General features: G+C 72.5%; 24 protein-coding genes. 4 read left to right on the forward strand and 20 right to left on the reverse strand.

Annotated features, from left to right (window positions below):
• Nucleotides 1-17: 17 nt before the first annotated feature.
• The 3 genes from AA0Z99_RS05990 to AA0Z99_RS06000 are packed head-to-tail and all read right to left on the reverse strand — an operon-like array spanning nucleotide 18 to nucleotide 3,576.
• Nucleotides 18-1,382, reverse strand: a complete 1,365-nt coding sequence (locus AA0Z99_RS05990; protein WP_413320397.1) for a dihydrolipoamide acetyltransferase family protein — start codon at nucleotides 1,380-1,382, stop codon at nucleotides 18-20.
• The gene (locus tag AA0Z99_RS05995) at nucleotides 1,379-2,461 is read right to left on the reverse strand and encodes an alpha-ketoacid dehydrogenase subunit beta (RefSeq protein WP_413320399.1); all 1,083 of its coding nucleotides are present in this window, start codon (nucleotides 2,459-2,461) and stop codon (nucleotides 1,379-1,381) included. Before AA0Z99_RS05995 ends, AA0Z99_RS05990 begins: the two co-directional genes overlap by 4 nt.
• Nucleotides 2,458-3,576 carry a thiamine pyrophosphate-dependent enzyme gene (locus AA0Z99_RS06000; RefSeq protein WP_413320401.1) on the reverse strand — a complete coding sequence of 373 codons (1,119 nt, stop codon included), beginning with the start codon at nucleotides 3,574-3,576 and terminating at the stop codon, nucleotides 2,458-2,460. Before AA0Z99_RS06000 ends, AA0Z99_RS05995 begins: the two co-directional genes overlap by 4 nt.
• A 174-nt stretch (nucleotides 3,577-3,750) precedes the next feature.
• Between AA0Z99_RS06000 and AA0Z99_RS06005 the strand changes: the two genes are divergently transcribed.
• The gene (locus AA0Z99_RS06005) at nucleotides 3,751-4,224 is read left to right on the forward strand and encodes an Lrp/AsnC family transcriptional regulator (RefSeq protein WP_413320403.1); all 474 of its coding nucleotides are present in this window, start codon (nucleotides 3,751-3,753) and stop codon (nucleotides 4,222-4,224) included.
• Between the two features lie 18 nt (nucleotides 4,225-4,242).
• Here AA0Z99_RS06005 and AA0Z99_RS06010 read toward each other — a convergent pair whose 3' ends face one another.
• A complete protein-coding gene (locus tag AA0Z99_RS06010; protein ID WP_413320405.1) occupies nucleotides 4,243-4,833 on the reverse strand; it encodes a cyclodeaminase/cyclohydrolase family protein in 591 nt (196 codons plus the stop codon).
• A gap of 140 nt (nucleotides 4,834-4,973) precedes the next feature.
• Between AA0Z99_RS06010 and AA0Z99_RS06015 the strand changes: the two genes are divergently transcribed.
• The gene (locus tag AA0Z99_RS06015; RefSeq protein ID WP_413320786.1) at nucleotides 4,974-5,828 is read left to right on the forward strand and encodes a VOC family protein; all 855 of its coding nucleotides are present in this window, start codon (nucleotides 4,974-4,976) and stop codon (nucleotides 5,826-5,828) included.
• Between the two features lie 61 nt (nucleotides 5,829-5,889).
• Here the strand turns inward: AA0Z99_RS06015 and rsfS are convergent, their stop codons facing one another.
• From rsfS to rplU, 10 genes are all read right to left on the reverse strand, one after another.
• Nucleotides 5,890-6,291, reverse strand: coding sequence for a ribosome silencing factor (gene rsfS, locus AA0Z99_RS06020; protein WP_413320407.1), 402 nt, complete (start codon nucleotides 6,289-6,291; stop codon nucleotides 5,890-5,892).
• A gap of 16 nt (nucleotides 6,292-6,307) precedes the next feature.
• Entirely contained in the window at nucleotides 6,308-7,717 is a 1,410-nt protein-coding gene (locus AA0Z99_RS06025; protein WP_413320409.1) for a hypothetical protein, read from the reverse strand.
• On the reverse strand, nucleotides 7,714-8,325 hold the full coding sequence (gene nadD / locus AA0Z99_RS06030) for a nicotinate-nucleotide adenylyltransferase (RefSeq protein ID WP_413320788.1): 612 nt from the start codon (nucleotides 8,323-8,325) through the stop codon (nucleotides 7,714-7,716). The genes AA0Z99_RS06025 and nadD overlap by 4 nt, the downstream gene beginning before the upstream one ends.
• The gene (locus tag AA0Z99_RS06035; protein ID WP_413320411.1) at nucleotides 8,322-8,495 is read right to left on the reverse strand and encodes a hypothetical protein; all 174 of its coding nucleotides are present in this window, start codon (nucleotides 8,493-8,495) and stop codon (nucleotides 8,322-8,324) included. The genes nadD and AA0Z99_RS06035 overlap by 4 nt, the downstream gene beginning before the upstream one ends.
• A 60-nt stretch (nucleotides 8,496-8,555) precedes the next feature.
• On the reverse strand, nucleotides 8,556-9,818 hold the full coding sequence (locus tag AA0Z99_RS06040; protein ID WP_413320413.1) for a glutamate-5-semialdehyde dehydrogenase: 1,263 nt from the start codon (nucleotides 9,816-9,818) through the stop codon (nucleotides 8,556-8,558).
• Between the two features lie 30 nt (nucleotides 9,819-9,848).
• Complete coding sequence (locus tag AA0Z99_RS06045; RefSeq protein ID WP_413320415.1) at nucleotides 9,849-10,295, reverse strand: GNAT family acetyltransferase; 447 nt, start codon at nucleotides 10,293-10,295, stop codon at nucleotides 9,849-9,851.
• Between the two features lie 2 nt (nucleotides 10,296-10,297).
• The gene (gene proB, locus AA0Z99_RS06050; RefSeq protein WP_413320417.1) at nucleotides 10,298-11,095 is read right to left on the reverse strand and encodes a glutamate 5-kinase; all 798 of its coding nucleotides are present in this window, start codon (nucleotides 11,093-11,095) and stop codon (nucleotides 10,298-10,300) included.
• Entirely contained in the window at nucleotides 11,092-12,624 is a 1,533-nt protein-coding gene (gene obgE / locus AA0Z99_RS06055; protein ID WP_413320419.1) for a GTPase ObgE, read from the reverse strand. The genes proB and obgE overlap by 4 nt, the downstream gene beginning before the upstream one ends.
• Before the next feature lie 82 nt (nucleotides 12,625-12,706).
• Entirely contained in the window at nucleotides 12,707-12,964 is a 258-nt protein-coding gene (rpmA, locus tag AA0Z99_RS06060) for a 50S ribosomal protein L27 (protein WP_072313359.1), read from the reverse strand.
• 13 nt (nucleotides 12,965-12,977) lie between these two features.
• Nucleotides 12,978-13,286 (reverse strand): 50S ribosomal protein L21, encoded by a 309-nt coding sequence (gene rplU / locus AA0Z99_RS06065; RefSeq protein WP_347753826.1) that lies wholly within the window; start codon nucleotides 13,284-13,286, stop codon nucleotides 12,978-12,980.
• 197 nt (nucleotides 13,287-13,483) lie between these two features.
• On the opposite strand from rplU, the gene AA0Z99_RS06070 reads away from it, so the two are divergent.
• Nucleotides 13,484-13,753: a DUF4031 domain-containing protein gene (locus AA0Z99_RS06070; RefSeq protein WP_413320422.1), complete on the forward strand. Its 270-nt coding sequence runs from the start codon at nucleotides 13,484-13,486 to the stop codon at nucleotides 13,751-13,753.
• A 37-nt stretch (nucleotides 13,754-13,790) separates the two neighbouring features.
• On the opposite strand, the gene AA0Z99_RS06075 is transcribed toward AA0Z99_RS06070, so the two are convergent.
• A complete protein-coding gene (locus AA0Z99_RS06075; protein ID WP_413320424.1) occupies nucleotides 13,791-16,676 on the reverse strand; it encodes an Rne/Rng family ribonuclease in 2,886 nt (961 codons plus the stop codon).
• Nucleotides 16,677-16,899: 223 nt separating this feature from the next.
• Nucleotides 16,900-17,583: a leucine efflux protein LeuE gene (gene leuE, locus AA0Z99_RS06080; RefSeq protein ID WP_413320426.1), complete on the reverse strand. Its 684-nt coding sequence runs from the start codon at nucleotides 17,581-17,583 to the stop codon at nucleotides 16,900-16,902.
• 42 nt (nucleotides 17,584-17,625) lie between these two features.
• Here leuE and AA0Z99_RS06085 point away from each other — a divergent pair, with 42 nt between their 5' ends.
• A complete protein-coding gene (locus AA0Z99_RS06085) occupies nucleotides 17,626-18,246 on the forward strand; it encodes a vitamin K epoxide reductase family protein (protein ID WP_413320428.1) in 621 nt (206 codons plus the stop codon).
• 55 nt (nucleotides 18,247-18,301) lie between these two features.
• On the opposite strand, the gene ndk is transcribed toward AA0Z99_RS06085, so the two are convergent.
• From ndk to ileS, 4 genes are all read right to left on the reverse strand, one after another.
• Nucleotides 18,302-18,712 carry a nucleoside-diphosphate kinase gene (ndk, locus tag AA0Z99_RS06090; protein ID WP_413320430.1) on the reverse strand — a complete coding sequence of 137 codons (411 nt, stop codon included), beginning with the start codon at nucleotides 18,710-18,712 and terminating at the stop codon, nucleotides 18,302-18,304.
• Nucleotides 18,713-18,897: 185 nt separating this feature from the next.
• Nucleotides 18,898-19,302, reverse strand: coding sequence for a DUF4233 domain-containing protein (locus AA0Z99_RS06095; RefSeq protein ID WP_413320432.1), 405 nt, complete (start codon nucleotides 19,300-19,302; stop codon nucleotides 18,898-18,900).
• A complete protein-coding gene (locus AA0Z99_RS06100) occupies nucleotides 19,299-20,825 on the reverse strand; it encodes a bifunctional folylpolyglutamate synthase/dihydrofolate synthase (protein WP_413320434.1) in 1,527 nt (508 codons plus the stop codon). The genes AA0Z99_RS06095 and AA0Z99_RS06100 overlap by 4 nt, the downstream gene beginning before the upstream one ends.
• Entirely contained in the window at nucleotides 20,822-24,148 is a 3,327-nt protein-coding gene (ileS, locus tag AA0Z99_RS06105; protein WP_413320436.1) for an isoleucine--tRNA ligase, read from the reverse strand. Before ileS ends, AA0Z99_RS06100 begins: the two co-directional genes overlap by 4 nt.
• Between the last annotated feature and the right edge of the window lie 249 nt (nucleotides 24,149-24,397).

The raw sequence follows: 24,397 nt of genomic DNA on the forward strand, positions 1-24,397 counted from the left end.
TCGTCGTCCGCACCGGCTCAGCGCGCGAGCGCGAGGCTCGGGCGCTCCAGCACGGCGGCGATGTCGGCGAGGAAGCCCGCCGCCTCGCGGCCGTCGAGCACGCGGTGGTCGAAGGAGACCGTCACGGTGCACACGTCGCGCAGCGCGATCTCGCCGCCGTGGTTCCACGGCAGCTTCCTGATCGCCCCGAGCGCGATGATCGCCGACTCCCCCGGGTTCAGGATGGGGATGCCGCCGTCGACGCCGAAGACGCCCACGTTCGAGATCGTGATGTTCGAGGAGCTGAGCTCCGCCATCGACAGCGTGCCCTCGCGGGCACGCGCGGCGCGGTCCTTGATCTCGGCGGTGAGCTCCACCGCATCCATCGACTCCGCCTGGTCGACGGAGGCGACGACGAGCCCGCGATCGGTCGAGACGGCGATGCCCAGGTTCACGTGCGCGAAGCGCTCGAGCTCGTTCGTGTCGGCGTGGAACGCCGCGGTGACGTCGGGCCAGCGCTTCGCAGCGAGCAGGATGGCGCGGCTGGCGAGCGCGAGGAACGAGGCCTCGCCGCTCTTGGCGAGCGCGAGCGTCTCGGTCACGTCGACCTGGTGGAATGTCGCCGCGTGCGGCACCGTGAGCGCCGACCGCGTCATGGCCGCGGCCGTGTGCTTGCGCAGGCCCGTCACCCGCTCGCGGGTCGATGCCGGTGCCGCCTGGGCCGCAGGGGCGGCGGATGCGGTGCCCGCCGCCTCGACGTCGGCGCGCGTCACGAGGCCGCCTGCGCCGCTCGGGCGCACCGCCTGCAGGTCGATGCCCCGCTCCTTCGCGAGCTTGCGCACCGGCGGCATCGCCCGGTTGGGGCCGCGCCGCTCGGCGCGCTCGAAGGGCTCGACCTCCCACGTGCGGCGCGCGCGCGTGGGCTTGCCGCCGTGCACGGTGATGTGGCCGACGAGCACCGAGACCTTCTCGGGCTTCGCGTCGGCAGCCGCGTCGGCGCTCGGGCTCGCCGCCTCCGCCTGCGCAGCGATGTTCGTCTCGGGCGCCGAGGCGGGCGCGCTCACGACGTCGGGCTCTGCACCGACGGGGCCGCGCGCATCCGTGACCGGCTCGCTCACGGCCCCCGACGCATCCGCCGACGATGCCGTGCTCGCGCCGCCGCCGCCGTCGCCCAGGTCGAAGTCGATCAGCGGCGCGCCGACGTCGACCGTCTCGCCCTCGCCGGCGTGCAGCTTGGCGATGCGGCCCTCGTAGGGGCTCGGCAGCTCGACCACGGCCTTCGCCGTCTCGATGTCGGCCAGCGGCTGGTTCAGCTCGACCACATCGCCCTCGGCGACGCGCCAGGCGACGATCTCGCTGTCCTCGAGCCCTTCGCCGAGGTCGGGCAGCAGGAAGGTCTTCATCGGGCGCCTCCCACGGCGTCGGTGGCGGATGCGATGCTCGAGTAGTCGAGGTCGGTGCGCGAGTTCCGGCGCCCGAGCGTGCGATCGACCGCGTCCAGCAGGCGGTCGATGCTCGGCAGGTAGTCGTGCTCGACGGCCGACGGCGGGTAGGGCGTGTCGTAGCCGGTGACGCGCTCCGGAGCGGCCTCCAGGTGCTGGAACGCGCGCTCCGCGACGGAGGCGACGAGCTCGCTCGAGACGGACGACTCGGCGGGCGCCTCGTGCGTGACGATCAGGCGCCCGGTGCGGCGCACGGACTCGACGACGGTGTCGACGTCGAGCGGCGAGATGGAGCGCAGGTCGATGACCTCGATCTCGATGCCCTCGTCGGCGGCGGCGATCGCGGCGCGCAGCGCGGTGTCGACGGTCGGGCCGTAGGCGGCGATCGTCACGTCACGACCGCTCGCCACGACGTTGGCCGTCTCCAGGTCGCGCACGATCGAGCGGTCGACCTCGCCCTTCGTGTAGTACTTGCCCTTCGGCTCGAAGAACAGCACCGGGTCGTCGCTCCGGATGGCGGCGCGGAGCGTCGAGTAGGCCTCCTGCGGCGTCGATGCCGTCACGACGCGGAGTCCGGCCGTGTGCGCGAAGTAGGACTCGGGAGACTCGGAGTGGTGCTCCACCGAGCCGATCGCGCCGCCGAAGGGCACGCGGATCGTCAGCGGCATCGGCACGCGGCCGCCCGAGCGGTAGCGCAGCTTCGCCACCTGGGCGACGATCTGGTCGAAGGCGGGGTAGATGAAGCCGTCGAACTGGATCTCGGCGACCACGCGGAAGCCGCGATAGCTCATGCCGATGGCCGTGCCGATGATGGCCGACTCCGCGAGCGGCGCGTCGATCACGCGCTGCGGTCCGAAGCGATCCTGCAGGCCGTCGGTGACGCGGAAGACGCCGCCCAGCTTGCCGATGTCCTCCCCCATCAGCAGCACGCGGTCGTCGGCGTCGAGCGAGTCGGCGAGCGCGCCGTTGACGGCCCTGGCCAGCGTCAGCGTCTCGGTCGCGGTGCCCTGCGCCGCCTGCTCGGTGATGGTCGCGCTCATGCCTGCCCCTCGATGCTGCTCGTGAACGCGCGGTGCTCGAGGCGCTGGCGCTCGAGGCGCTTCGACGGCTGCGCGTAGACGTTGTCGAAGATCTCCTCCGCGCGCGGCGGCACGGCGTGCTCTGCCGCAGCGCGGAACTCCTTGGCCAGCTCGTCGGCGCGGATCTTCGCCTCCGCGCGCACGGCCTCCATGTTGGCGCCCATGCGCTCCAGGGCGCGCTCGACCCGGTCGATCGGATCCTTCGCCACCCACGCCTCGAGCTCCGCGTCGTCGCGGTAGCGCTTCGGGTCGTCCGTCGTGGTGTGCGGGCCGCGCCGGTAGGTGACGGCCTCGATGAAGGTGGGGCCTCCGCCGCTGCGAGCGCGCTCGATGGCGATGCGCGCGGCGGCGTGCATCGCGAGCACGTCGTTGCCGTCGACGCGCAGGGAGGGGATGCCGAAGCCGGTCGGGCGCAGCGCCAGCGGCACGCCCGACTGCAGTGCGACGGGCTCCGAGATCGCGTACTGGTTGTTCTGGCAGAGGAAGACGACGGGCGCCTGGAAGGTCGAGGCCCACACCAGCGCCTCGTTCACGTCGCCCTCGCTCGTGGCGCCGTCGCCGAAGGCCGTGAGCGCGACCTCGTCCGCGCCATCCATCTTCGCCGCCATGGCGTAGCCGACGCCGTGGAGCGACTGGGCGCCGATGATGATCTGCGAGGGAGCCATGCGGATCTCCTGGGGATCCCAGCCGCTGTGCGCGTAGGCCTTCCAGATGCGCGCGAACTCGGCCATGTCGGCGCCGCGCAGCAGCGCGAAGCCGTGCTCGCGGTAGGAGCCGAAGACCCAGTCCCGATCGCCGAGCGCGCGGGCGGGGCCCACCTGCGCGGCCTCCTGTCCCAGCAGGGGCGGCCACAGGACCAGCTGGCCCTGGCGGGTGAGGGCGAAGGCCTCGGTGTCGAGGCGGCGCACGCGCACCATGTCGACGTAGAGGTTCGTGAGCGCCGACTCGTCGATGTCGGTCAGGTGCGGATCCAGCAGCTCGTTCGGCAGCCGGGTGCCGTCGAGGTCGAGCACGGTCAGCGGGTGGTCCAGTCCGACGGCGAGCGCGGGGTCGGGGGCGGGAACAGTGATCGACACGATCGAACCTCCTTGTTCGAAGCACCTCGTGGGCACCTGTCGGATCGACGTGGCTGGTCGCCGCGCGATCGTCGTCTCACGCTAGTGCGGGAATGCACCTCGCGCAATCAGCGACACGCATGCTGCGCGATGCGCGCATCCGGTGCCCGCTCGCGGTGCGCTAGATTGCGCAGCATGCGCATCGTCGATGACACAGACCGCAAGATCCTGCTCGAGCTGACGCGGCAGCCCCGGATCACGAACGCCGCGATCGCCGAGCGCCTGGGCCTCGCCCGCAACACGGTGCAGAGCAGGGTCGCCGCACTCGAGGCGTCGGATGCGCTGCAGGGCTTCGACCGCAGGTTCCACGCGGCAGCGCTCGGCTACCCGCTGACCGTGTTCATGGCGACGCACGTCGACCAGCCCCGCATCGACTCGGTGGTCGAGCAGCTGCGCGAGATCCCCGAGGTGGTGCAGGCCTTCGGGCTCTCGGGCCAGGCCGACGTGCTCGTGCGGGTGGTGTGCCGCGATGCCGAGGATCTCTACCGCGTGAACAAGCTCGTGCTCGCCTGCGACGGCGTCGAGCGCACCGAGACGTGGCTGTCGATGGGCGAGCTCATCCCCTTCCGGCTCGCGCCGGTGCTCGAGCGCGACCTCGGGCGCCGCTGACGCCGAATTGCGCGCGGCTCAGCGCCCCGGCAGTGCGGCGCGCAGCGCGTCGACACGACCCCGCAGCGCGGCGGCGTCGGCCGTGCGCCCGAGCGCGTCGAGCGACTCGACGTTCAGCGCCGCCGCCCGGAGCGCGGCGCGCGCCGCACCGGCGATGAGGTCGGCGCCCGAGCGCACATCGCTCATCAGCTCGCTCCTGACGTGCGGCTCAGCGTCAGCGGCCAGCTCCAGCGCATGGCGCAGCGCTTCCGCGAGCTCCAGCGGGCCCTCGATCGCCGACCGCGTCGTGTCGGCCACCGCTGCCTCTCTCGCGCGCCGCTCCTCCTCCCCCTTCGAGGGCATGCCGCGGGCCTCCAGGAGTGCCGAGAACGCCGCGACATCGCGATCGGCCGCAGCCGTGGTCGTCTCGAGCAGCGCTGCACCGCGCGCACTCAGGCGCTCCGGCGCGTCACCGGTGACCGCGAGCCCCATCAGCACCAGGCCGATGCCGAACGAGCCGGAGACCGCGGCGATCGAGCCGTTGCCCGGTGTGGGCTCGCCCGATGCGGTGCGCCGCAGCAGCTCATCCACCCGCAGCGACCACAGGCTCTCCGACGCTCCCTCGCTCATGCCTCGAGCCTAGGGCGCCGCCGTGCCTGGGACGCCCCGGTACCGCGCTCCTCGGAATGCCGCCCGCGCATCCGCGTTGCACCAGGGGAACCCCAGGAGGAACCGTGCACCCGATCGACCTGCTGCCCGACGCGACCGACATGGGTCCGGTGATGCTGCGCACGGCCTCGCTGGCGCAGCTCGAGCGCTGGTACCGCCTGGGCGCCGGCCTCGAGGTCGTAGCCGAGCGGCCGGGCGCGATCGAGCTCGGCGTCGGCGGCCGCACGATCCTCGTGCTCGAGGAGGCGCCGGAGCTGCGCGGGCCCGACCCGGCCGCCGCTGGCCTGTTCCACACGGCGATCCTCTACCCGACGCACGCAGCCCTCGCAGCGGCGGTCGTCCGCATGTCGCAGCAGCCGGGCATCCGCTTCGCCGGCACCGGCGACCACCACGTGTCGGAGGCGTTCTACTTCGCCGACCCCGACGGCAACGGCGTCGAGCTGTACGTCGACCGGCCGCGCGACCAGTGGCTCTGGCAGGGCGGCAGCGTGCACATGACCACCGAGTTCATCGATCCGAACCGGTTCGTGCAGGAGCACCTCGACCGCGACGCCTTCGGCACGGCGAGCACCGCGCCCCTCGGCGCGAAGGTCGGCCACGTGCACCTGCAGGTCGGCGACGTCGCGACGGCGCGCGCCTTCTACGTCCATGCCCTCGGGTTCGCCGAGACCGCAGCCCTCGGCGACTCAGCGCTGTTCGTCAGCGCTGGCGGCTACCACCACCACATGGCGATGAACGTCTGGAACTCCCGCGGCGCCGGGCGGCGGGCAGACACGCTCGGCCTCGGCCGCGTCGAGATCGCGGTACCGCAGGAGGGCCAGGGGGCGGATGCGCTGGGCGCGGCGCGCGAGCGCCTCACGGCGCGCGGCGTCGCGGTCGCCGACGACGGCCGCAGCCTGCGCTTCGAGGATCCGTGGGCGAACGTCATCACGCTCACGCCCGCGACCGCCTCCTAGCCGGGGCGGACCGCGCCTCCGTCGCCTCGCAGCGGCATCAGCGCGATCGCTCGAGCTGCGGCTAGCGCTGCGACGAGGGCGCGTCGGCGTCGCTCGCCGGCTGCGCTGGCAGCTGCAGGTCGATGACGGCGGCGTCGCGCCACAGCCGCTCGAGCTGGTAGTAGGTGCGCTCCTCCTCGTGGAAGACGTGCACCACGATGTCGGAGAAGTCGAGCAGCACCCAGCGGCCGTCGGCTCGGCCCTCGCGCCGCACGGGCTTCGCGCCCTCCGGCAGCAGCGCGTCCTCGATCTCGCGCGCGATCGCGCTGACCTGCCGCTCGTTGCGGCCCGTCACGATCAGGAACACGTCGGTCAGCGGCAGCTGCCCAGACACGTCGAGGCACACCTGATCGGTGCCGAGCACCTTGTCGGCCGCCCGTGCTGCAGCGCGCGCGAGCGCGATCGCCTTGTCATCCGCGCTCATCGCGCACCTTTCGAGATCAGAACCAGCCCTGCGAGAATCCCAGAGCCACGAAGCCCGCGATCGCCAGGGCGACGCCGCCGGCGCCGACACCGACGGCGACAGGCAGCACGTTGGCGCGCTGCTTGTTCGGCGCGATCTGCACGCGAGCATTCGCATAGGAGGAGACGGCCTTCGAGGCGCGGACGGGCGCCGTCTCCGGGCTCGTCACCTCGCCCTCGGCGACGTCGGCGTCGACGTCGTTGCCGTCGATGGCCGCGCGGCCGCGGCCCGACGACGCGAAGCCCTCCGGCACGTCGATCGAGCCGGTGACGAGCAGCCCGTCGGCGCCCTCGAGCGCGAACTCGGGGCTCTCGCTGCCTGCGGGCAGCACGAGCGCGTTGGCCGTGATGGACGATGTGGAGGTGCCGCCGCTGCCGGCGACGCCCTGCTCGCGCAGGTCGGCGATGTGGTGCTCGGAGGTGTCGGAGACCACGTTGACGATCACCGGCAGGCGCTGCGACTGGCCGCGGCTGGGCCCCGTGACGATGAGCTCGTCGGGCGCCTCCTGCGCCTTGCGGCGATCCTCGAGCTCTGCGGGCGTGACCTCGGCGACGCGGCGCGAGGAGACGCGCGGCTGCTCGACGACGACCTCGTCGATCTCGACGTCGTCGACCTCGGCGTCGTCGACCGTGTCGAGGCCCTGCACGTCGTCGAACTGCGCGCTCGAGCGGCGGGCGGAGGACGGGGCGGGCACGGATGCATCTGCGGGCGCAGGTGCGCTCGGCCGGCCGGGCTCCGCGAGCTCCGCCTCGATCGCGTCCGCCGCCTCGGGCGACGCGGCGTCGACCTTCTCGACCTCGACCTGCTCGATCGCCACCGTCTCGGCCGGCTCGGGCGACGCGGCCGCGGCGTCGTCCGCCTGCGCTGCGAGGTCGGCCTGCGCGGTCGTCGCCGACGGGTCGGACTGCGCCGGCTGCTCGGCCTGCGCGGCCTTGCCCTTCTTGCGGCCGAAGAATCGGCCGAGGGGCTTGGAGGCGGGGGTCGCGACCGCGGGGGCGGCCGCGGCCGACCGATCGGTCGTCGGCTGCTCGACATCGGCCTGGTCGATCGCGACCGGCTCGGCCTCGGGCTGGAGGGCGTCGTCGCCCTGCGCGAGCTCGGCCTCGAGCAGGTCGAGGTCGGCCGGAGCGGACGGCGCGCTGGGCGTCGAGTGGCGCCCGAGGCGAGCGGGCTGATCCTCCCGCTGCTCGGCGGACTCCGTCGACGCCGTGCTCGCCGGAGCGGTGCTCGCCGGTTCCGGGCTCACCGCTTCGGTGCTCGGCGCGTCGCCCGCGGGCACGTCCGTCGGCACCGCGGGCATGCCGCCGGTCGCCGCGAGCTCTGCCGCGCGTTCGCGCGCGCGAAGCTCGCGCCGCGTCAGCGGCCGCTCTTCGTTCGCGTCAGTCATGCAGTCAGTCTCCGGTACAAGTCGTGCTTGGTGATGTATTGAACCACTCCGTCGGGCACGAGATACCAGACGGGATAGCCGGCGCGGACGCGCGCACGGCAATCGGTCGAGGATATCGCAAGCGCGGGGATCTCCAGGAGCGAGACGCGCTCTTTCGGGTAATCCGCGATGTCGAGCTGGTGCCCCGGGCGGGTGACGGCGACGAAGTGCGCGAGCTGCCAGAGCTCCTCCACGTCCTTCCACTCCACGATCGACGCGAACGCATCCGCACCCGTGATGAAGAAGAGGTCGGCATCGGGGTGCTGCGCCCGCAGGTCGCGGAGCGTGTCGATCGTGTACGTGGGACCGTCGCGATCGACGTCGACGCGGCTGACCTTGAAGCGCGGGTTCGAGGCCGTCGCGACCACCGTCATCAGGTAGCGGTCCTCGCTCGGCGTGACGTCGCGCTTCTGGTACGGCTCGCCGGTCGGCACGAAGACGACCTCATCGAGCTCGAAGTGCTGCGCGACCTCGCTCGCCGCCACGAGGTGCCCGTGATGGATCGGGTCGAACGTGCCGCCCATGATGCCGAGGCGGCGACGGCGCCCGGGCGCGCCGACGATGGTCAGCCGTTGCCGTGCACGTCGTGGCGCACGGAGCGGTGCGCCACGTCGCGGAACGACCGCACGACGATCGCAGAGATGAGGAAGACCGCGGCGGCGATGCCACCGGCGATGTAGGGCGCGAGCTCGACTTCGGCCGACTCGGCAGCGGCGGTAGCGAGGTGAAGCAGGTTCATGGGGCCTCCGATCGCACCAAGCCTAGCGCGGCCACGGCGGGCGCCGTGGCGGCACGGCCGTCAGGGCCGCACCTGGCCCGTGCCGCGCACGAGCCACTTCGTGCTCGTGAGCTCCGGCAGCCCCATCGGCCCGCGCGCATGCGCCTTCTGCGTCGAGATGCCCACCTCTGCGCCGAACCCGAACTCGCCGCCGTCGGTGAAGCGCGTGGATGCGTTGTGCATGACGACCGCGGAGTCGACCTCGGCCAGGAACCGGGCCGCCGAGGCCTCGTCGGCCGTGATGATCGTGTCGGTGTGGTGGGTGCCGTGCCGATTGATGTGCTCGATCGCCGCGTCGAGGCCGTCGACGACCCCGATCGCGAGATCCATCGAGAGGTGCTCGGTCGCCCAGCCGGCCTCGCCGAGCGGCGCGGCGTCGGCGACGCCCGGCAGCGGGCCCTCGGCATGGATCGTGACGCCGGCCTCGCGCAGCGCAGCTGCGAGCACCGGCACCGCGGTCTCGGCGATGTCCCGGTGCACGAGCAGCGTCTCCAGCGAGTTGCAGACGCTCGTGCGCTGCACCTTGGCGTTCAGCACGATGTCGACCGCCATGGGCAGCTCGGCCTCGCGATCGACGAAGGCGTGCACGACACCGGCGCCCGTCTCGATGACCGGCACCGTCGACTCCGTCACGACCCGCTCGATGAGCGCAGCGCTGCCGCGCGGCACGAGCAGGTCGACGAGGCCTCGGGCGCGCATGAGGCGCCCGGCACCCTCGCGGCCGTGCGCGTCGATCGTCTGCACCGACTCGCGCGGCAGCCCCGCGCCCTCCAGCGCAGCCTGCATGGTGGCGACCAGGACGGCGTTGGTCCGCTCGGCAGCAGAGCCGCCGCGGAGCACGACAGCGTTGCCGGAGCCGAGCGCGATGCACGCCAGGTCGACCGTGACGTTCGGCCGCGCCTCGTAGATGACGCCGATGACGCCGAAGGGCACGCGCACCTGCGTGAGCCCGATGCCGTTGGGCAGCGTGCGCTCGCGCAGCACCTCCCCCACCGGGTCGGGCAGCGCCGCGAGCGCCCGCGCGGCATCGGCGAGGCCCTGGATGCGCGCGGCGTCGAGCGTCAGCCGATCGAGCATCCCCTCGGCGAGCCCGTCGCTGCGGCCGCGCCGGAGGTCGTCGGCGTTGGCGGCCAGGATCGCGTCGCTCGCGACCTCGATCGCGTCTGCGATGGCGCGGATGGCCGCATGCCGCTGCTCGGCGGACGCGACACCGAGAGCGCGCGACGCGAGCTGCCCGCCCTGCAGCAGCGCTTCGAAGTCATCACCGGTGCCGTTCTCTGCCATGACCCGATCCTAGGCTCCCGCCGATGGTGGTCAGGCCGGCCCGAGCAGCCGCTTGCCGAGCACGACCACCTGCTGGTCGTCGTAGCCGAGCGCCCGGTAGAACTCCACGGCTGCGGTGTTCTCAGCGCGAACCATCAGCTGCAGCTTCACGCCTGATGCGGCGACGACCCACTCCTCTGCCGCGCGCATGAGCGCTCGGCCCAGGCCACCGCGCTGCTGCGACGGGTCGACGGCGAGGTAGTAGACCCATCCTCGATGACCGTCATGGCCGACCATGGCGGTCGCGACCAGCTCGTCGCCATCGCGGATGCCCAGCACGGCGGAGCCGGCCGACGCGACCGCGCGGGCGAAGTCCTCGTGCGGGGGGTTCCATGGCCGGGTGAGGCCGGTCGCGTGCCAGAGGGCGATGGCCGCGTCGGCATCCGCCGAGCCGAGCTGCTCGACCTGCGGCATCGCGCGCGCATCGGTGCCCGCCACGCTCAGCCGTCGCTGCCGTCGTCGTCTGCGGGCAGAGGGTTCGGCTCGAACTCGGTGCCGAGCCGCTCCCCCGCGATCAGGCGCTCGAGCAGGGGCGTCGCCGTCACCGTGACGCGCACCCCGGCGTCCGCGGCGAGCCGCGCGGCATCCACCTTCGTCATCGCGCCGCCGGAGCCGATGTGCGAGCCGCTCGCGCCGAGCCGCACACCCTCGAGCGGATCGCCGTAGGGCACGCGCTCGATCGGCTCCGAGCCCGGCTCATCGGGCGGTGCCGTGCGCAGCGCCGCGATGTCGGAGAGCAGGATCAGGCGGTCGGCGCGCATGAGCTTCGCCACCAGCGCCGCGAGGCGGTCGTTGTCGCCGAAGCGGATCTCGTGCGTCGCCACCGTGTCGTTCTCGTTGATGATCGGGAGCATCCGCAGCTCGAGCAGCCGCCCGAGCGCGTTCCTCGCGTTGATCCGGTGCGAGTCCATGTCCATGTCGGATGCGGTGAGCAAGATCTGCGCGGCCGTCACCTCGTGGCGCGAGAGGCTGCGCTGGTAGCGGTTCATCAGCACGTTCTGGCCCACCGCGGCCGCCGCTTGCTGCATGGGCAGGTCGGCGGGTCGGTCGTCGAGGCCGAGGAACGGCATCCCGGTCGCGATGGCGCCGGAGGAGACCAGGATCACCCGGCTCGTGCGATGCAGGCTCGCGAGCCCGTCCACGAGCGACTCGATCTGCGCGCGCCGCTCCCCCGAGATCGAGGAGGAGCCGACCTTGACGACGATCAGCTCGCCGGCGCCACGGTCGAGCACGGTCACGAGCGGTCGTCCCCGTGCTGCACCTCGAAGCCCTCGTCGTCGTTCCACATGCCGGCGTCGCGCTCCTGCACCAGGCCGTCGCGGGCCGCCTGCTTGGCGTCCATGAGTGCGTGGTACTGCTCGCGGCGCTCCTGGGTGGTGCGGCGGTCGTTGCGGTCGAGGCGCGGATCGGTGCCGCGATTGCCGACGAGCTCGGCAGCCGAGGCGATGGTCGGCTCCCAGTCGAAGACGATCCCCTCGCCCGGACCGATCACGACCGTGGCCCCGGCGACGGCGCCTGCCTTCAGCAGCGCCTCCTCCGTGCCGAGCTTCGCGAGCCGGTCGGCGAGGTAGCCGACGGCCTCGTCGTTGCGGAAGTCGGTCTGCTGCACCCAGCGCTCGGGCTTCGCGCCCAGGATCCGGTACAGCGGCCCGGCGTGGGTGCCCTCCACCTTGACCGTGAAGCCAGCGTCGTCGACGGCCCGCGGGCGCAGCACGATGCGCTCGGGCTCGGGCTCGACGGCCTTGGCGCGGCGGTCGGCCTCCACGATGTCGGCGAGGGCGAACGACAGCTCGCGCAGGCCCCGGTGCGCGACCGTGGAGATCTCGAAGACGCGGAAGCCCAGGGCCTCGATGTCCTCGCGCACGAAGGCGGCGAGCTCTGCCGCCTCCGGCACGTCGATCTTGTTGAGGGCGACGATCTGCTGGCGCTCGAGCAGGGGCGGCTGGCCCTCGGGCACCGGGTAGGCGGCGAGCTCGCGCAGGATGACCTGGAGGTCGCTCACGGGGTCGCGACCCGACTCGAGCGTCGCGCAGTCGATGACGTGGAGCAGCGCCGAGCACCGCTCGACGTGGCGCAGGAACTCGAGGCCGAGGCCCTTGCCCTCGCTCGCGCCCTCGATGAGGCCGGGCACGTCGGCGATCGTGTAGCGGGTCTGCCCCGACTCCACGACGCCCAGGTTCGGGTGGAGCGTCGTGAAGGGGTAGTCGGCGATCTTCGGCCGCGCCGCCGACATCGCGGCGACGAGGCTGGACTTGCCGGCGCTCGGGAAGCCGACGAGCGCGACATCCGCCACCGTCTTCAGCTCCAGCGTGACGTCGCCCTCGGTGCCGGGGGTGCCGAGCAGCGCGAAGCCGGGCGCCTTACGCTTCGTGTTGGCGAGCGCCGCGTTGCCGAGGCCGCCCTGGCCGCCCTGCGCCACCACCACGCGCATGCCGGGGTGCGTGAGGTCAGCGACCTGCTCGCCGGAGGCATCCCGCACCACCGTGCCGATCGGCACCGGCAGCTCGAGGTCTCCGCCCGTGGTGCCCGACTTGTTGTCGCCTTGACCGGGCTGGCCGTTCTCGCTCGAGCGGTGCGGCGAGCGGTGGTAGCCCAGCAGCGTCGTGATCTGCGGGTCGGCCACCAGCACGATGTCGCCGCCGTCGCCGCCGTTGCCGCCGTCGGGGCCCCCGAGCGGCTTGAACTTCTCGCGGTGCACGGAGACACAGCCGTGGCCGCCGTTGCCGGCACGCAGGTGCAGCGTCACCTGATCGACGAATGTCGCCATGGGAGGTCTCCTTCAGATACGAGAACGGGGCGAGCCGAAGCCCGCCCCGTCCATCGGAATGCTCGTGGTGCTCGTGCGCTGACTACTCGGCAGCCGCGACGATGTTGACGACCTTGCGGCCGCCCTTCTTGCCGAACTCGACCGCGCCGGCCTCGAGGGCGAACAGCGTGTCGTCGCCACCGCGGCCGACACCGGCACCGGGGTGGAAGTGGGTGCCGCGCTGGCGGACGAGGATCTCGCCGGCCTTCACGACCTGGCCGCCGAAGCGCTTGACGCCGAGGTACTGCGCGTTCGAGTCACGACCGTTGCGGGTGGACGATGCGCCCTTCTTGTGTGCCATCTCTCGGTCCCCTTTACTTGATGCCGGTGATCTTGAGGCGCGTGAGCTCCGAGCGGTGACCCATGCGGCGCTTGTAGCCGGTCTTGTTGCGGTAGTGCTGGATGCGGATCTTCGGGCCGCGCAGGTCGGTCACGACCTCCGCCGTCACCTTGACCTTGGCGAGCGCAGCAACGTCCGACGTCACCTTGTCGCCGTCGACGAGCAGCACGGGGGCCAGCTCGACGTTGCCGTTGTCGTCACCGGCGATGCGATCGACGACGAGAATGGTCCCGACCTCGACCTTCTCCTGCCGGCCGCCGGCGCGCACGATTGCGTACACCACGTTGGATCCTCACTGTTGGAACGACTCCCGACTTGGCCGGGACGAAGCTTGTGGCGCGCGCACAGATGCGACTTGCGCCAGCGCACAACGATACAGGCAATCGGAGCTTCGGGCAACATCGCGGCACCGCGCGTCGCGCACCGCCGGGACGCGCTCGAGCCTCGTCGCGCACAGCCGACGAGCAGTAGGTTTGCCGCATGGCGATCCTCGTCGACGACCCGCTGTGGCCCGCGCACGAGCGCATGTGGGCGCACCTCGTCAGCGACACGAGCCTCGAGGAGCTCCACGACTTCGCCGAGCGAGCGGGGCTGCCGGCGTGCGGCTTCGACCACGACCACTACGACGTGCCCGCCGAGCGCATCGATGCGCTCGTGGCGATGGGCGCCGAGCACGTGAGCCCGAAGGAGCTGGTGCGCCGCCTCATCGCGAGCGGCCTGCGCGTGAAGGAGCGCGACCGGTCGCACTGAGGTGCTGGCCGGCCGCGCTCCCTGCGCGCGAGGTGCGTCAGTCCGTCTGATCGGGCTTCGCGGTGATGACGCCCGAGGATGCGCGGCGCGATCGGCGAGCGGCCTTGCCGGTGCCGGGCGCCGGCGCCGCGAGCGCGTCGAGCGCACCACCGAGCAGGCCGTCGAGGTCGTTCTCCGTCACCTTCGGCGCGGGCTGCTCCTGCTTGGGCTCGAGCGGGATGTCCAGGATGGAGACGACCGGCTCCGCAGCGACCGCCTGCACGGCCTCGCGCGAGGGCTGGACGACGCCCGAGGGCTGCTCGCCGCGGCGCTGCTCGCCGACCTGCTGCTCGCCGCCGCTCTGCCGCTCGCCGCCCGCGGGCTCGCGCTCATCGCGATCGCGACCGCCGCGCTCCTTGCGGCCTCGGCCACGGCCTCGGCCACGGCCCTGACGCTCGCCCTGCTCCTGCTGGCCCTGCTCTGCCTGGCCCTGTGCTGCCTGGGCCTGCGCGTGCTCAGACTGCTCCGCGTCGTCACCCTGCCGCTCGCTGGCCGGCTGGCGATCCGCCGCTTCCGGAGCCGCCTGCTGGCCCTCTGCCGCGTGCTCCGCATCCGCCGCCTTGCCCCTCGCGGCGAGCGCGACCTGCGAGAGGCCCTTGCGCATGTCGTCGGTGATCGCGTGCGTGCCGCCGTTGCCGCCCTGCTGCTGCTGCTGGTGCTGGGGCTGCTGCGACGGCTCGCCCTGCTTGCCGCCCCTGCCGCGACCGCGACGGTTCGACGAGCCGGCAGGACCGGGGTCGCTGCTCTGGCGCTGCGAGCGGGAGACGGGCTCGTGGTGCACGATGATGCCGCGCCCGGCGCACGCCTCGCAGGGCTCCGAGTACGACTCCAGCAGGCCGAGGCCCAGCTTCTTGCGCGTCATCTGCACGAGGCCCAGGCTCGTCACCTCTGCCACCTGGTGCTTCGTGCGGTCGCGCGAGAGGCACTCGATCAGGCGGCGCTGCACGAGGTCGCGGTTCGACTCGAGCACCATGTCGATGAAGTCGATGACGATGATGCCGCCGATGTCGCGCAGGCGCAGCTGCCGCACGATCTCCTCGGCCGCCTCGAGGTTGTTCTTCGTGACGGTCTCCTCGAGGTTGCCGCCGGCGCCGACGAAGCGGCCGGTGTTCACGTCGACGACCGTCATGGCCTCGGTGCGGTCGATCACGAGCGAGCCGCCGGAGGGCAACCAGACCTTGCGGTCGAGCGCCTTGTCGATCTGCTCCGCGATGCGGAAGTGGTCGAAGGGGTCGTCGGTGCCCTCGTAGGCCGAGACGCGGTCGAGCAGGTCCGGCGCGATGGCCTCGAGGTACTCGCGGATCGTGGTGAGGGCCTCAGAGCCCTGGATGACGAGCTTGTGGAAGTCCTCGTTGAAGACGTCGCGCACGATCTTGACGAGCAGGTCGGGCTCGGCGTGCAGGCGCTGCGGGGCGCTGCCCGACTGCTTCTGCTGCTGGATCCGCTCCCACTGGCGCGTCAGGCGCTCGACGTCGTTCGTCAGCTGCTCCTCGGTCGCGCCCTCAGCGGCCGTGCGCACGATCACGCCGACGCCCTCAGGCAGCACCTGCTTGAGGATCTTCTTGAGGCGCGCGCGCTCCGTGTCGGGCAGCTTGCGCGAGATGCCGTTCATCGAGCCGCCGGGCACCGACACGAGGTAGCGGCCGGGCAGCGAGATCTGGCTGGTCAGCCGGGCGCCCTTGTGGCCGACCGGATCCTTCGTCACCTGCACGAGCACGGTGTCGCCGGGCTTGAGCGCGAGCTCGATCTTGCGCGGCTGGCCCTCGAGCTCAGCGGCGTCCCAGTCCACCTCGCCCGAGTACAGCACGGCGTTGCGCCCGCGGCCGATGTCGACGAAGGCGGCCTCCATGCTCGGCAGCACGTTCTGCACGCGACCGAGGTAGACGTTGCCGATCAGGCTCGACTCGGAGGACTTCGCGACGTAGTGCTCGACGAGCACGCCGTCCTCCAGCACCGCGAGCTGCACGCGGTCGTGCTTCGAGCGCACGATCATCTGGCGCTCGACGGCCTCGCGGCGGGCGAGGAACTCGGTCTCGGTCACCACCGTGCGGCGGCGGCCGGCGTCGCGGCCCTCGCGGCGGCGCTGGCGCTTCGCCTCGAGCCGCGTGGAGCCCTTGACCTTCTGCGGCTCGGTGATGAGCGGCTTCTCGTCCTCGGGCTCGCGGCGGCGCGTGCGGCGGTTGCGGCGCGACGAGCGGCGGCCGCTGCTGCGGTCGTCGTACTCGTCGTCGTCCTCGTCGTCCTCGTCGTCGTCGGAGGCATCGACCGCGGGCAGCGTCGGCAGCTTCTCGAGATCGGGGGCGTGGAAGACCAGGCCGAACGGGCCCTTGGGCACCACCGGCAGCACCTTCGCGGCCTCGAGCGGATCGGTCGAGGCGGAGGCGGCCTCGCCGGGCGCTGCCGCCGCCGGGTCGACCAGGCCGGGCTCGTGGCCGGGCTCCTGCTCGCCGCTGGGGTGCGCTGCGTCGGCCTGCTCGGCGGTCGACTGCTCCGCGGCAGGCTGCGCACCAGGCGGCTGCGCGGCAGGCGGCTGCGCTGCGGCGGGCTGCGAAGCCGTCGGCTGCTGGTCGGCCGGATCCTGAGCGGCGGCCTGCTCGGCACCGTGCTCGGTGGCGGCGGGCGCTGCCGCGTCGACCGACGCATCCGCTGCCTGCTGCGAGCTCGCACGCCGCGAAGCCACGCGCTTGCGCTTGGGCTTCTCGGCAGCAGCCTCGGTGTTCGCCGCTTCGGTGCCGGTCGACTCGGTACCGGTCGATCCGGTGCCTGCCGCTTCGGTGCTTGCCGCCTCGGTGCCGGTCGCCGCGCCGCCGGCGGCCTCCGCCGTCGTGTGCTCTGCCTGCTGCTCGCCGCCCGCTGCGGGGCCGGTCGTCGTGTTCTCCACCATCGCTGGCGTGCTCCTGTCGCGACCGGCGCTGCCGGTCGACATCTGTCGCTGCCCGGGGCGCACCCCGGCGCGAATCCTCTTCACTCGCCCCCTCGCGGGGGCGGCCCAGGCCAGTCGGACCGCCTGGAGAAACTTGTGCGTGCGCCCGTCGGGCGCGCTGCGGGGAAGTCTACCCCACAGACCCCGCGGCGCTCGGGAACCGCAGGCGCCTGTGCAGGGGCCGCTACGGGAGCACGACACGCACGGCGAGCGCGACGAAGGCGGCCGCCGCGATCAGCGTCGCGACGATCGCGAGCCACCCGTGCGGCTGCACGCGGCGGCCGATGCGCGAGCCGAGCAGCACCAGCACCGTGAGGTAGGCGGCCGATGCGACCTCGAGGATCAGCATGAGCACCACCAGATCCGCGAGCGGCGTGGGCGAGCCCGGGTCGATGAACTGCACGAAGAACGAGGCGAAGAACAGGATCGCCTTCGGGTTCAGCAGGCTCGTGACGAGCGCGGTGCGGAAGGGCGCGAGCCTCGGCCGGGCGATGATCGGGTTCGGCGTCGTGGGCGGGTGGGTCGGGTTCTCGGTGGGCTCGGGCTCGGCCGTGCGCAGGCGCTTCGCGCGGATGCGCGCGAGCGCCGACCGCACGAGCCCGAGCGCCAGCCAGCACAGGTAGGCGGCGCCCGCCCAGGTGAGGATGCGGAACACCAACGGGTTGGCCGAGAGGGCCTGCGCGGAGAGCACGGCGAGCACCATCAGGATGGCGTCGCCGAGGAAGACCCCGAGCGTCGCGCGGAAGCCGGCGCGACGACCGGCGCGCAGCGAGGTCGTCACGACGAAGAGGCTGTTGGCGCCCGGCAGCAGCACGATGACGAGCACGCCGGCTGTGAATGCGGCAAGAGTCGCGCCGTCGAGGCTCATCGGGCCCCCTCCGCAATGGTTGGATGAGGAGCAGGAGGCCTCATGACCGACACTCGTCCCGCCCGCATCGCGGCGCCCGCCTGGCTCGGCGTGCTGCTGATCGTCACCGGGCTCGTGGGGCTGCTCGGGGCGTTCTCGCTCTCGGTGGAGCGCGTCGAGCTGCTGCTCAACCCCGACGAGGCGCTCGGCTGCGACCTGAACCCGTTCCTCAGCTGCTCGGGCGCGATGGAGTCGGAGCAGGGCAGGCTCCTCGGCTTCCCCAACCCGTTCATCGGGCTCATGGCGTTCCCCGCTCCGATCCTCATGGGCGTGCTCGCGCTGGCGCGGGTGCCGCTGCCGCGCTGGGTGTGGACGGTCTTCTCCATCGGCGTGCTCGTCGGCCTCGTGTTCGTGCTGTGGCTCGCGCAGCAGTCGATCTTCGTGCTGGGCTTCGTGTGCCCCTGGTGCTTCCTCGTGTGGCTGGGGATGTACGCCATGGCCTTCCCCCTGTGGGTCTGGGGCTTCGGCTCCGGCGCGCTGCCGGCGCCTGCCGGCCTCCGCCGCTCGCTCGCGAAGGTGCAGTCGTGGGGGTGGGTGCTCTCGCTCGCGCTCGCCGTGATCATGGTCGTGACGATCATGGTCGTGCTCCCGGGCATCCCCCGCTACCTGCTCGCGGGCTTCTAGCGGACGACTGCGGGCCGGCCCTCAGGCCAGCCCGCGAGTCCTTGCGCGTCTCGGCTCAGGAGAACCAGAGGCCGAGCTCGCGCGCCGCCGACTCCTCGGAGTCGGAGCCGTGCACGAGGTTCTGCTGCACCTTGAGGCCCCAGTCGCGACCCAGGTCGCCGCGGATGGTGCCGGGTGCGGCGGTCGTCGGATCGGTCGTTCCGGCGAGCGAGCGGAAGCCCTCGATGACGCGATCGCCCTCGAGGCGGATCGCGACCGAGGGGCCCGAGAGCATGAACTCGACGAGCGGCTCGAAGAAGGGCTTGCCCTGGTGCTCGGCGTAGTGCTCCTCGAGCAGCGCCTGATCCGGCTGCACCAGGCGCAGGTCGGCGATGACGTAGCCCTTCGCCTCGATGCGGGCGAGGATGGCGCCCGTCAGCTGTCGCTGGACGCCGTCGGGCTTGATGAGGACGAGGGTGCTCTGCATGCTCACCAGCGTACCGAGCACGTCGACCCGCCCCCGACCGCGGCCGAGCGCGCCGTCTCGCGCGACCGCCCGGAACTTCTCCGCCGGAGCGGGGTGCCGGCTGGATAGTCCAGCTGGCGCCGCTCAGGCCCGGAAGAGTTCCGGGCGACGGCGCGCGGCACCGGCCCAGAGGGCGGACGCGCGGGTCACGTGCCGGGGGCGCCGCGCGGGTCGAGGCCTGCCGCGCGGCGGCGGCGCTCGATGCCGCGCGCCTTCACGAAGCAGAAGATCCAGAGGATGATGAAGACGAGCGCGACGAGGGCCCACACGACCTCGACGAGCACCAGCAGGGCGAGCGCGATCTGCGCCACGAGGCTCACGATCCAGCCCCAGGGGCGCCCGAGCACGCGCATGCTCAGGATGAGCAGCAGCGCGACGGCGCCGAAGGCCACGGGCTGCGGCCAGTCGCGCGAGACGCCCCAGGCTGCCAGCGCGCCGAAGGCGAGCGCGCAGACCTCGAGGGTGTGCACGATGCGCAGCAGCGCCTCCATCGCGCCGCGCTGCGGGCGGGGTCTGCGGGCCGGGGTGGGTGCCGCGCTCTCGTCGCTCATCGGTCGTCCTCCTCGTGCGCGCCGGCAGCGTCGTCCGCATCGATGCCGGCGGTGCCGAAGCCCTCGGCCTCCAGCTCCGGCGCGTCCAGCTGCACCGTCGCCGCCTGGCGGCGCGCATCCGGCCGCAGCAACCAGCCGGCTTCGCGGGCATGGCCGATCACGTCGCCGAGCAGCGTCACGGAGCCGGTCACGACCACGGCGCCCTGACGGTCGGCGGCGGCGTCGCGCGCGGTCTCCAGGGCCGTCGCGAGGTCGGTCTCGACCACGACGCGCTCGGCGCCCAGCACCGCGACCGCCTGCGCTGCCAGCTCGTCCGCGTCGAGCGCGCGCTCAGAGGTCGACTGGGTCACGAACACCTCGTCGATCACCGGCTCGAGCTCGGTGAGCACGCCGGCGGCGTCCTTGCCGGCGAGCACGCCGAGCACGAGCGTGACGCGCTCGAGCCCGAAGTACTCCCCGAGCGCCGCGCGCAGCGAGGCCGCACCGTGCGGGTTGTGGGCGGCGTCGGCGATCACCAGCGGCTCGGCGCCGATGGTGTCGAGCCTGCCGGGCGAGGTCGCCGCGGCGAAGCCGTCGGCCAGCACCTCCGCGGTCATCGGCTGCGTGCCGCCGCCGAGGAACGCCTCGACCGCGACGAGCGCGAGCGCGGCGTTGCGGCCCTGGTGCGCGCCCATCAGCGGCACCAGCTGGTCCAGGTACTCGGCCGCGAGGCCCCGCACGGCGATCAGCTGGCCGCCGACGGCGACCGACTGCGCCTCGAGCGAGAAGTCGCGCCCGTCGAGCAGCAGCCGCGCGCCGACCTCCGCGGCCCGCGCCTCGAGCACGGCGAGCGCCTCGGGCTGCTGCGCCGCCGAGACGACGATCGCGTCCGCCTTGATGATGCCGGCCTTCTCGCGCGCGATCGCCTCGACCGTCGAGCCGAGCCGGTTCGTGTGGTCGAGGGCGATGGGCGTGATGACCGCGACATCGCCGTCGGCGACGTTCGTGGAGTCCCAGGTGCCGCCCATGCCGACCTCGAGCACCGCGACGTCGACCGGCGCATCCGCCATCACCGCGAAGGCGAGCACCGTGAACGCCTCGAAGAACGTCAGCCGACGCTCCCCCCGCTCCGCCAGCTCGGCGTCGACCATCTGGAGGAACGGCTCGACATCCTCGTAGCCGCGCGCGAAGGCCTCGTCGGAGACCGGTTCGCCGTCGATCGTGATGCGCTCGTTGACGCGCTCGAGGTGCGGGCTCGTCAGCACGCCCGTGCGCAGGCCGTGCGCGCGCAGCAGCGCGTCGGCGATGCGCGCGGTCGAGCCCTTGCCGTTCGTGCCGGTGATGTGGATGACGCGGAACGAGCGCTGCGGGTCGCCGAGCAGCTCGACGGCGCGCCGGGTCGCCTCGATGCGCGGCTCGACCGCTTGCTCCCCCGCCCGCTCGAGCAGCGCCAGGTAGGCCGCCTGGGCCGCGTCGGCGTGCTCGAGCGAGGCGAGGATGCGGTCGTCGATGTCGGGCGCCTCGCCCGCGAGCTCGTCGCTCATGCTCCTGCCTCCTGGTCGCTGCCCGCCCGCTCGATCCCGATGGCGAGGGGCGAGCCGTCGCCGACGCGGTGCGCGGTGCGCCCGTCGGCGAGCTCGCCCATGCTGTCGTCGATGCGCTCGAGCGTCAGCTCGAGCGCCAGCGTCTCGCCGGTGACGAGCGCGGCGTTCGCCTCGAGCGCCGCGACGCCGTGCCCGTCCGAGCCGAGAGTGAGGCGGATGCGGTCGCTCACGTCCAGCCCGGCGTCCTTGCGCGCCGACTGCACGGCGCGCACGACATCGCGCGCCAGCCCCTCGGCCTCGAGCTCCGGCGTCGTCGCGGTGTCGAGCACGACGAAGCCGCCGCCCGGCAGGAACCCGACCGCAGCGCTCTCGTCAGCGACCTCGAGGGCGAGCTCGAACTCCCCCTCGACCAGCGCGATGCCGCCAGCGGTCACCGCGTCGCCCTCGCCGTCCGCTCCGGGGGCCACGGACCAGTCGCCGGCGCGCGCAGCCTGGATCGCCCGCTGGACGTCCTTGCCGAGCCGCGGCCCCGCGGCGCGCGCGTTGACCTGCAGGCGGCGAGAGATGCCGTAGCGCTCCAGCGCACCCTCCCCCGCCTCCTCCAGCACGACGTCGCGCACGTTCAGCTCGTCGCGCAGCACACCGCTGAAGGCCGAGACGTCGACCGCCCCGACGACCGTGAGGCTCGGCAGCGGCAGCCGCACCCGCTTGCGGGCCTGCTTGCGCAGGGCGTTGCCGACGCTCGCGATCGCGCGCACGGCATCCATCTGCGCGACCAGCTCGGGGTCGGCGGGCAGCGCGTCGGCGCCGCCGTCGGCGACCGCCGGCCAGTCGGTCAGGTGCACCGAGCGGCCGCCGGTCAGGCCCTTCCAGACCTCCTCCGCCACCAGTGGCGACAGCGGGGCGGCGATGCGCGTGAGCGTCTCGAGCGCGGTGAAGAGCGTGTCGAACGCCTCGGCTCCCGAGCCGTCCGACCGCACGCCCGCCCAGAAGCGATCGCGCGAGCGCCGCACGTACCAGTTGGTCAGCACGTCGAGGAACTCGCGCACCGCCCAGGTCGCGCCGGTGGCGTCGAGCCGCTCGAGCGCATCCGTCACCGCTTCGACCGTCTCGCGCAGCTTGGCGAGGATGTAGCGGTCGAGCACATCGGCGGATGCGGTGGAGCGCTTGGCGAGGTAGGGCGCGCCGTCGGCGGCGCGGTTGGCGTAGGTCGCGAAGAAGTACCACGTCGACCACAGCGGCAGGTGGAACTGCCGCAGCGCCTCGCGGATGCCCTCCTCCGAGACGACGAAGTTGCCGCCCCTGAGGATCGATCCCTGCATCAGGTTCCAGCGCACCGCATCCGAGCCGTAGGCGTCGAAGGACTCGTTCACGTCGGGGTAGTTGCGGCGCGACTTCGAGGCCTTGAAGCCGTCGTCGCCGAGGATGATGCCGTGGCTGATGACGTTCTCGAACGCCGGGCGGCCGAAGAGCGCGACCGACAGCACGTGCATGACGTAGAACCAGCCGCGCGTCTGGCCGATGTACTCGACGATGTAGTCGGCGGGGCTGTGCTCCTCGAACCACCCCTCGTTCTCGAAGGGGTAGTGGAACTGGGCGAAGGGCATCGAGCCGGAGTCGAACCAGACGTCGAGCACGTCGGGGATGCGGCGCATCGTCGACCGCCCCGTCGGGTCGTCGGGGTTCGGGCGCGTGAGCTCGTCGATCGCCGGGCGGTGCAGGTCGGTGGGGCGCACCCCGAAGTCGCGCTCCAGCTCGTCGAGCGAGCCGTAGACGTCGATGCGCGGGTGGTTCGGGTCGTCGCTCTTCCACACCGGGATCGGGCTGCCCCAGTAGCGGTTGCGGCTGATCGACCAGTCGCGCGCGCCCTCCAGCCACTTGCCGAACTGCCCGTGCTTGACGTTCTCCGGCACCCAGTGGATCTGCTCGTTCGCGGCCAGCAGGTCGGCCTTGATGTCGGTCACCTTGACGAACCAGCTCGAGACCGCCTTGTAGATCAGCGGGTTGCGGCAGCGCCAGCAGTGCGGGTAGGAGTGCACGTAGCTCGCCTGGCGCAGCACTCGGCCGGCGTCCTTCAGCAGCTTCGAGAGCTGCTTGTTGGCGTCGAAGACCTGCTGGCCCGCCACCGGTGCGACGACGTCGAGGAACCGCCCGCCGTCGTCGACCGAGAGGATCGTCGGGATGCCGGCGGCGTTCGTGACGCGCTGGTCGTCCTCGCCGTAGGCCGGCGCCTGGTGCACGATGCCGGTGCCCTCGCCGGTGGCGACGTAGTCGTCGACCAGGATCTGGAAGGCGTGCTCGGTGCCCCACACGGCCGCGTCGGCGAAGAAGTCGAAGATGGGCTCGTAGGTGACGCCTGCGAGCTCGCTGCCGGCCAGCGTGCGCTCGACGGCGGCGACGGCCTCCTCGGCGGAGGCGTAGCCGAGATCCTTCGCGTGCGACGCGACGGTGTCGGCGGCGAGCAGGAACGAGCCCTGCGAGCCGTCGGTCGAGGGCGCAGTGGTGCCGCTCGGCCCCGCGGGCACGACCGCGTAGGCGATCTCCGGGCCGACCGCGAGCGCGAGGTTCGTCGGCAGGGTCCACGGCGTCGTCGTCCATGCCAGCGCCTTGACGCCCGACAGGTGCAGCGCATCCGCCCGCGCTCCCGTGAGCGGGAAGGTCACGGTGAGCGTGGTGTCCTGGCGATCCTGGTAGACGTCGTCGTCCATGCGCAGCTCGTGGTTCGACAGCGGCGTCTCATCGCGCCAGCAGTAGGGCAGCACGCGGTAGCCCTCGTAGGCGAGGCCCTTGTCGTGCAGCGCCTTGAACGCCCAGATGACGCTCTCCATGTAGCTGAGGTCGAGCGTCTTGTAGCCGCCGTCGAAGTCGACCCAGCGCGCCTGACGGGTGACGTAGTCCTGCCACTCGTCCACGTACTGCAGCACCGACTCCCGCGCCTTCTCGTTGAAGACGTCGACGCCCATCTCCTCGATCTCGGCCTTCTCGGTGATGCCGAGCTGCTTCATCGCCTCGAGCTCCGCAGGCAGGCCGTGGGTGTCCCAGCCGAACACGCGCGGCACCTGCTTGCCCCGCATGGTCTGGAACCGCGGGAAGACGTCCTTGGCGTAGCCGGTGAGCAGGTGGCCGTAGTGCGGCAGGCCGTTCGCGAAGGGCGGCCCGTCGTAGAACACCCACTCGGGGCAGCCCTCGCGCTGCTCGACCGAGGCGCGGAAGGTGTCGTCGCCCTTCCAGAAGGCGAGGATGCCCGTCTCGATGGCGGGCAGGTCGGGGCTCGCCACGACGGGGCGGTCGGCGTTCCGCGGGTAGCGCTGGGTCTCGGTCACGCTGGGTCTCCTGCATCCTCGTGGTCCTCGGATGCGGGGACGCTCTCGCGCGGTACCACCCCGCTTGCGCTCCCCGGGTGGCCCCGGCGATCGCCGCTTCGTGCAACGGCTGTGACGGGCCTGCCCCGTTCGGATCTACTGAGCGGCCTCGCACCTCTCGGTGCTCGACCGCCGTTCTGCCGACCGCTCCCCGGTGATGGCCGGATCGGTGCGTGTAGGTCGATCCTACCGCGCCGATCCGGCCGTCGT

Origin of the sequence: Agrococcus phoenicis (assembly GCF_047302415.1) — a bacterium.
Taxonomy (GTDB): domain Bacteria; phylum Actinomycetota; class Actinomycetes; order Actinomycetales; family Microbacteriaceae; genus Agrococcus.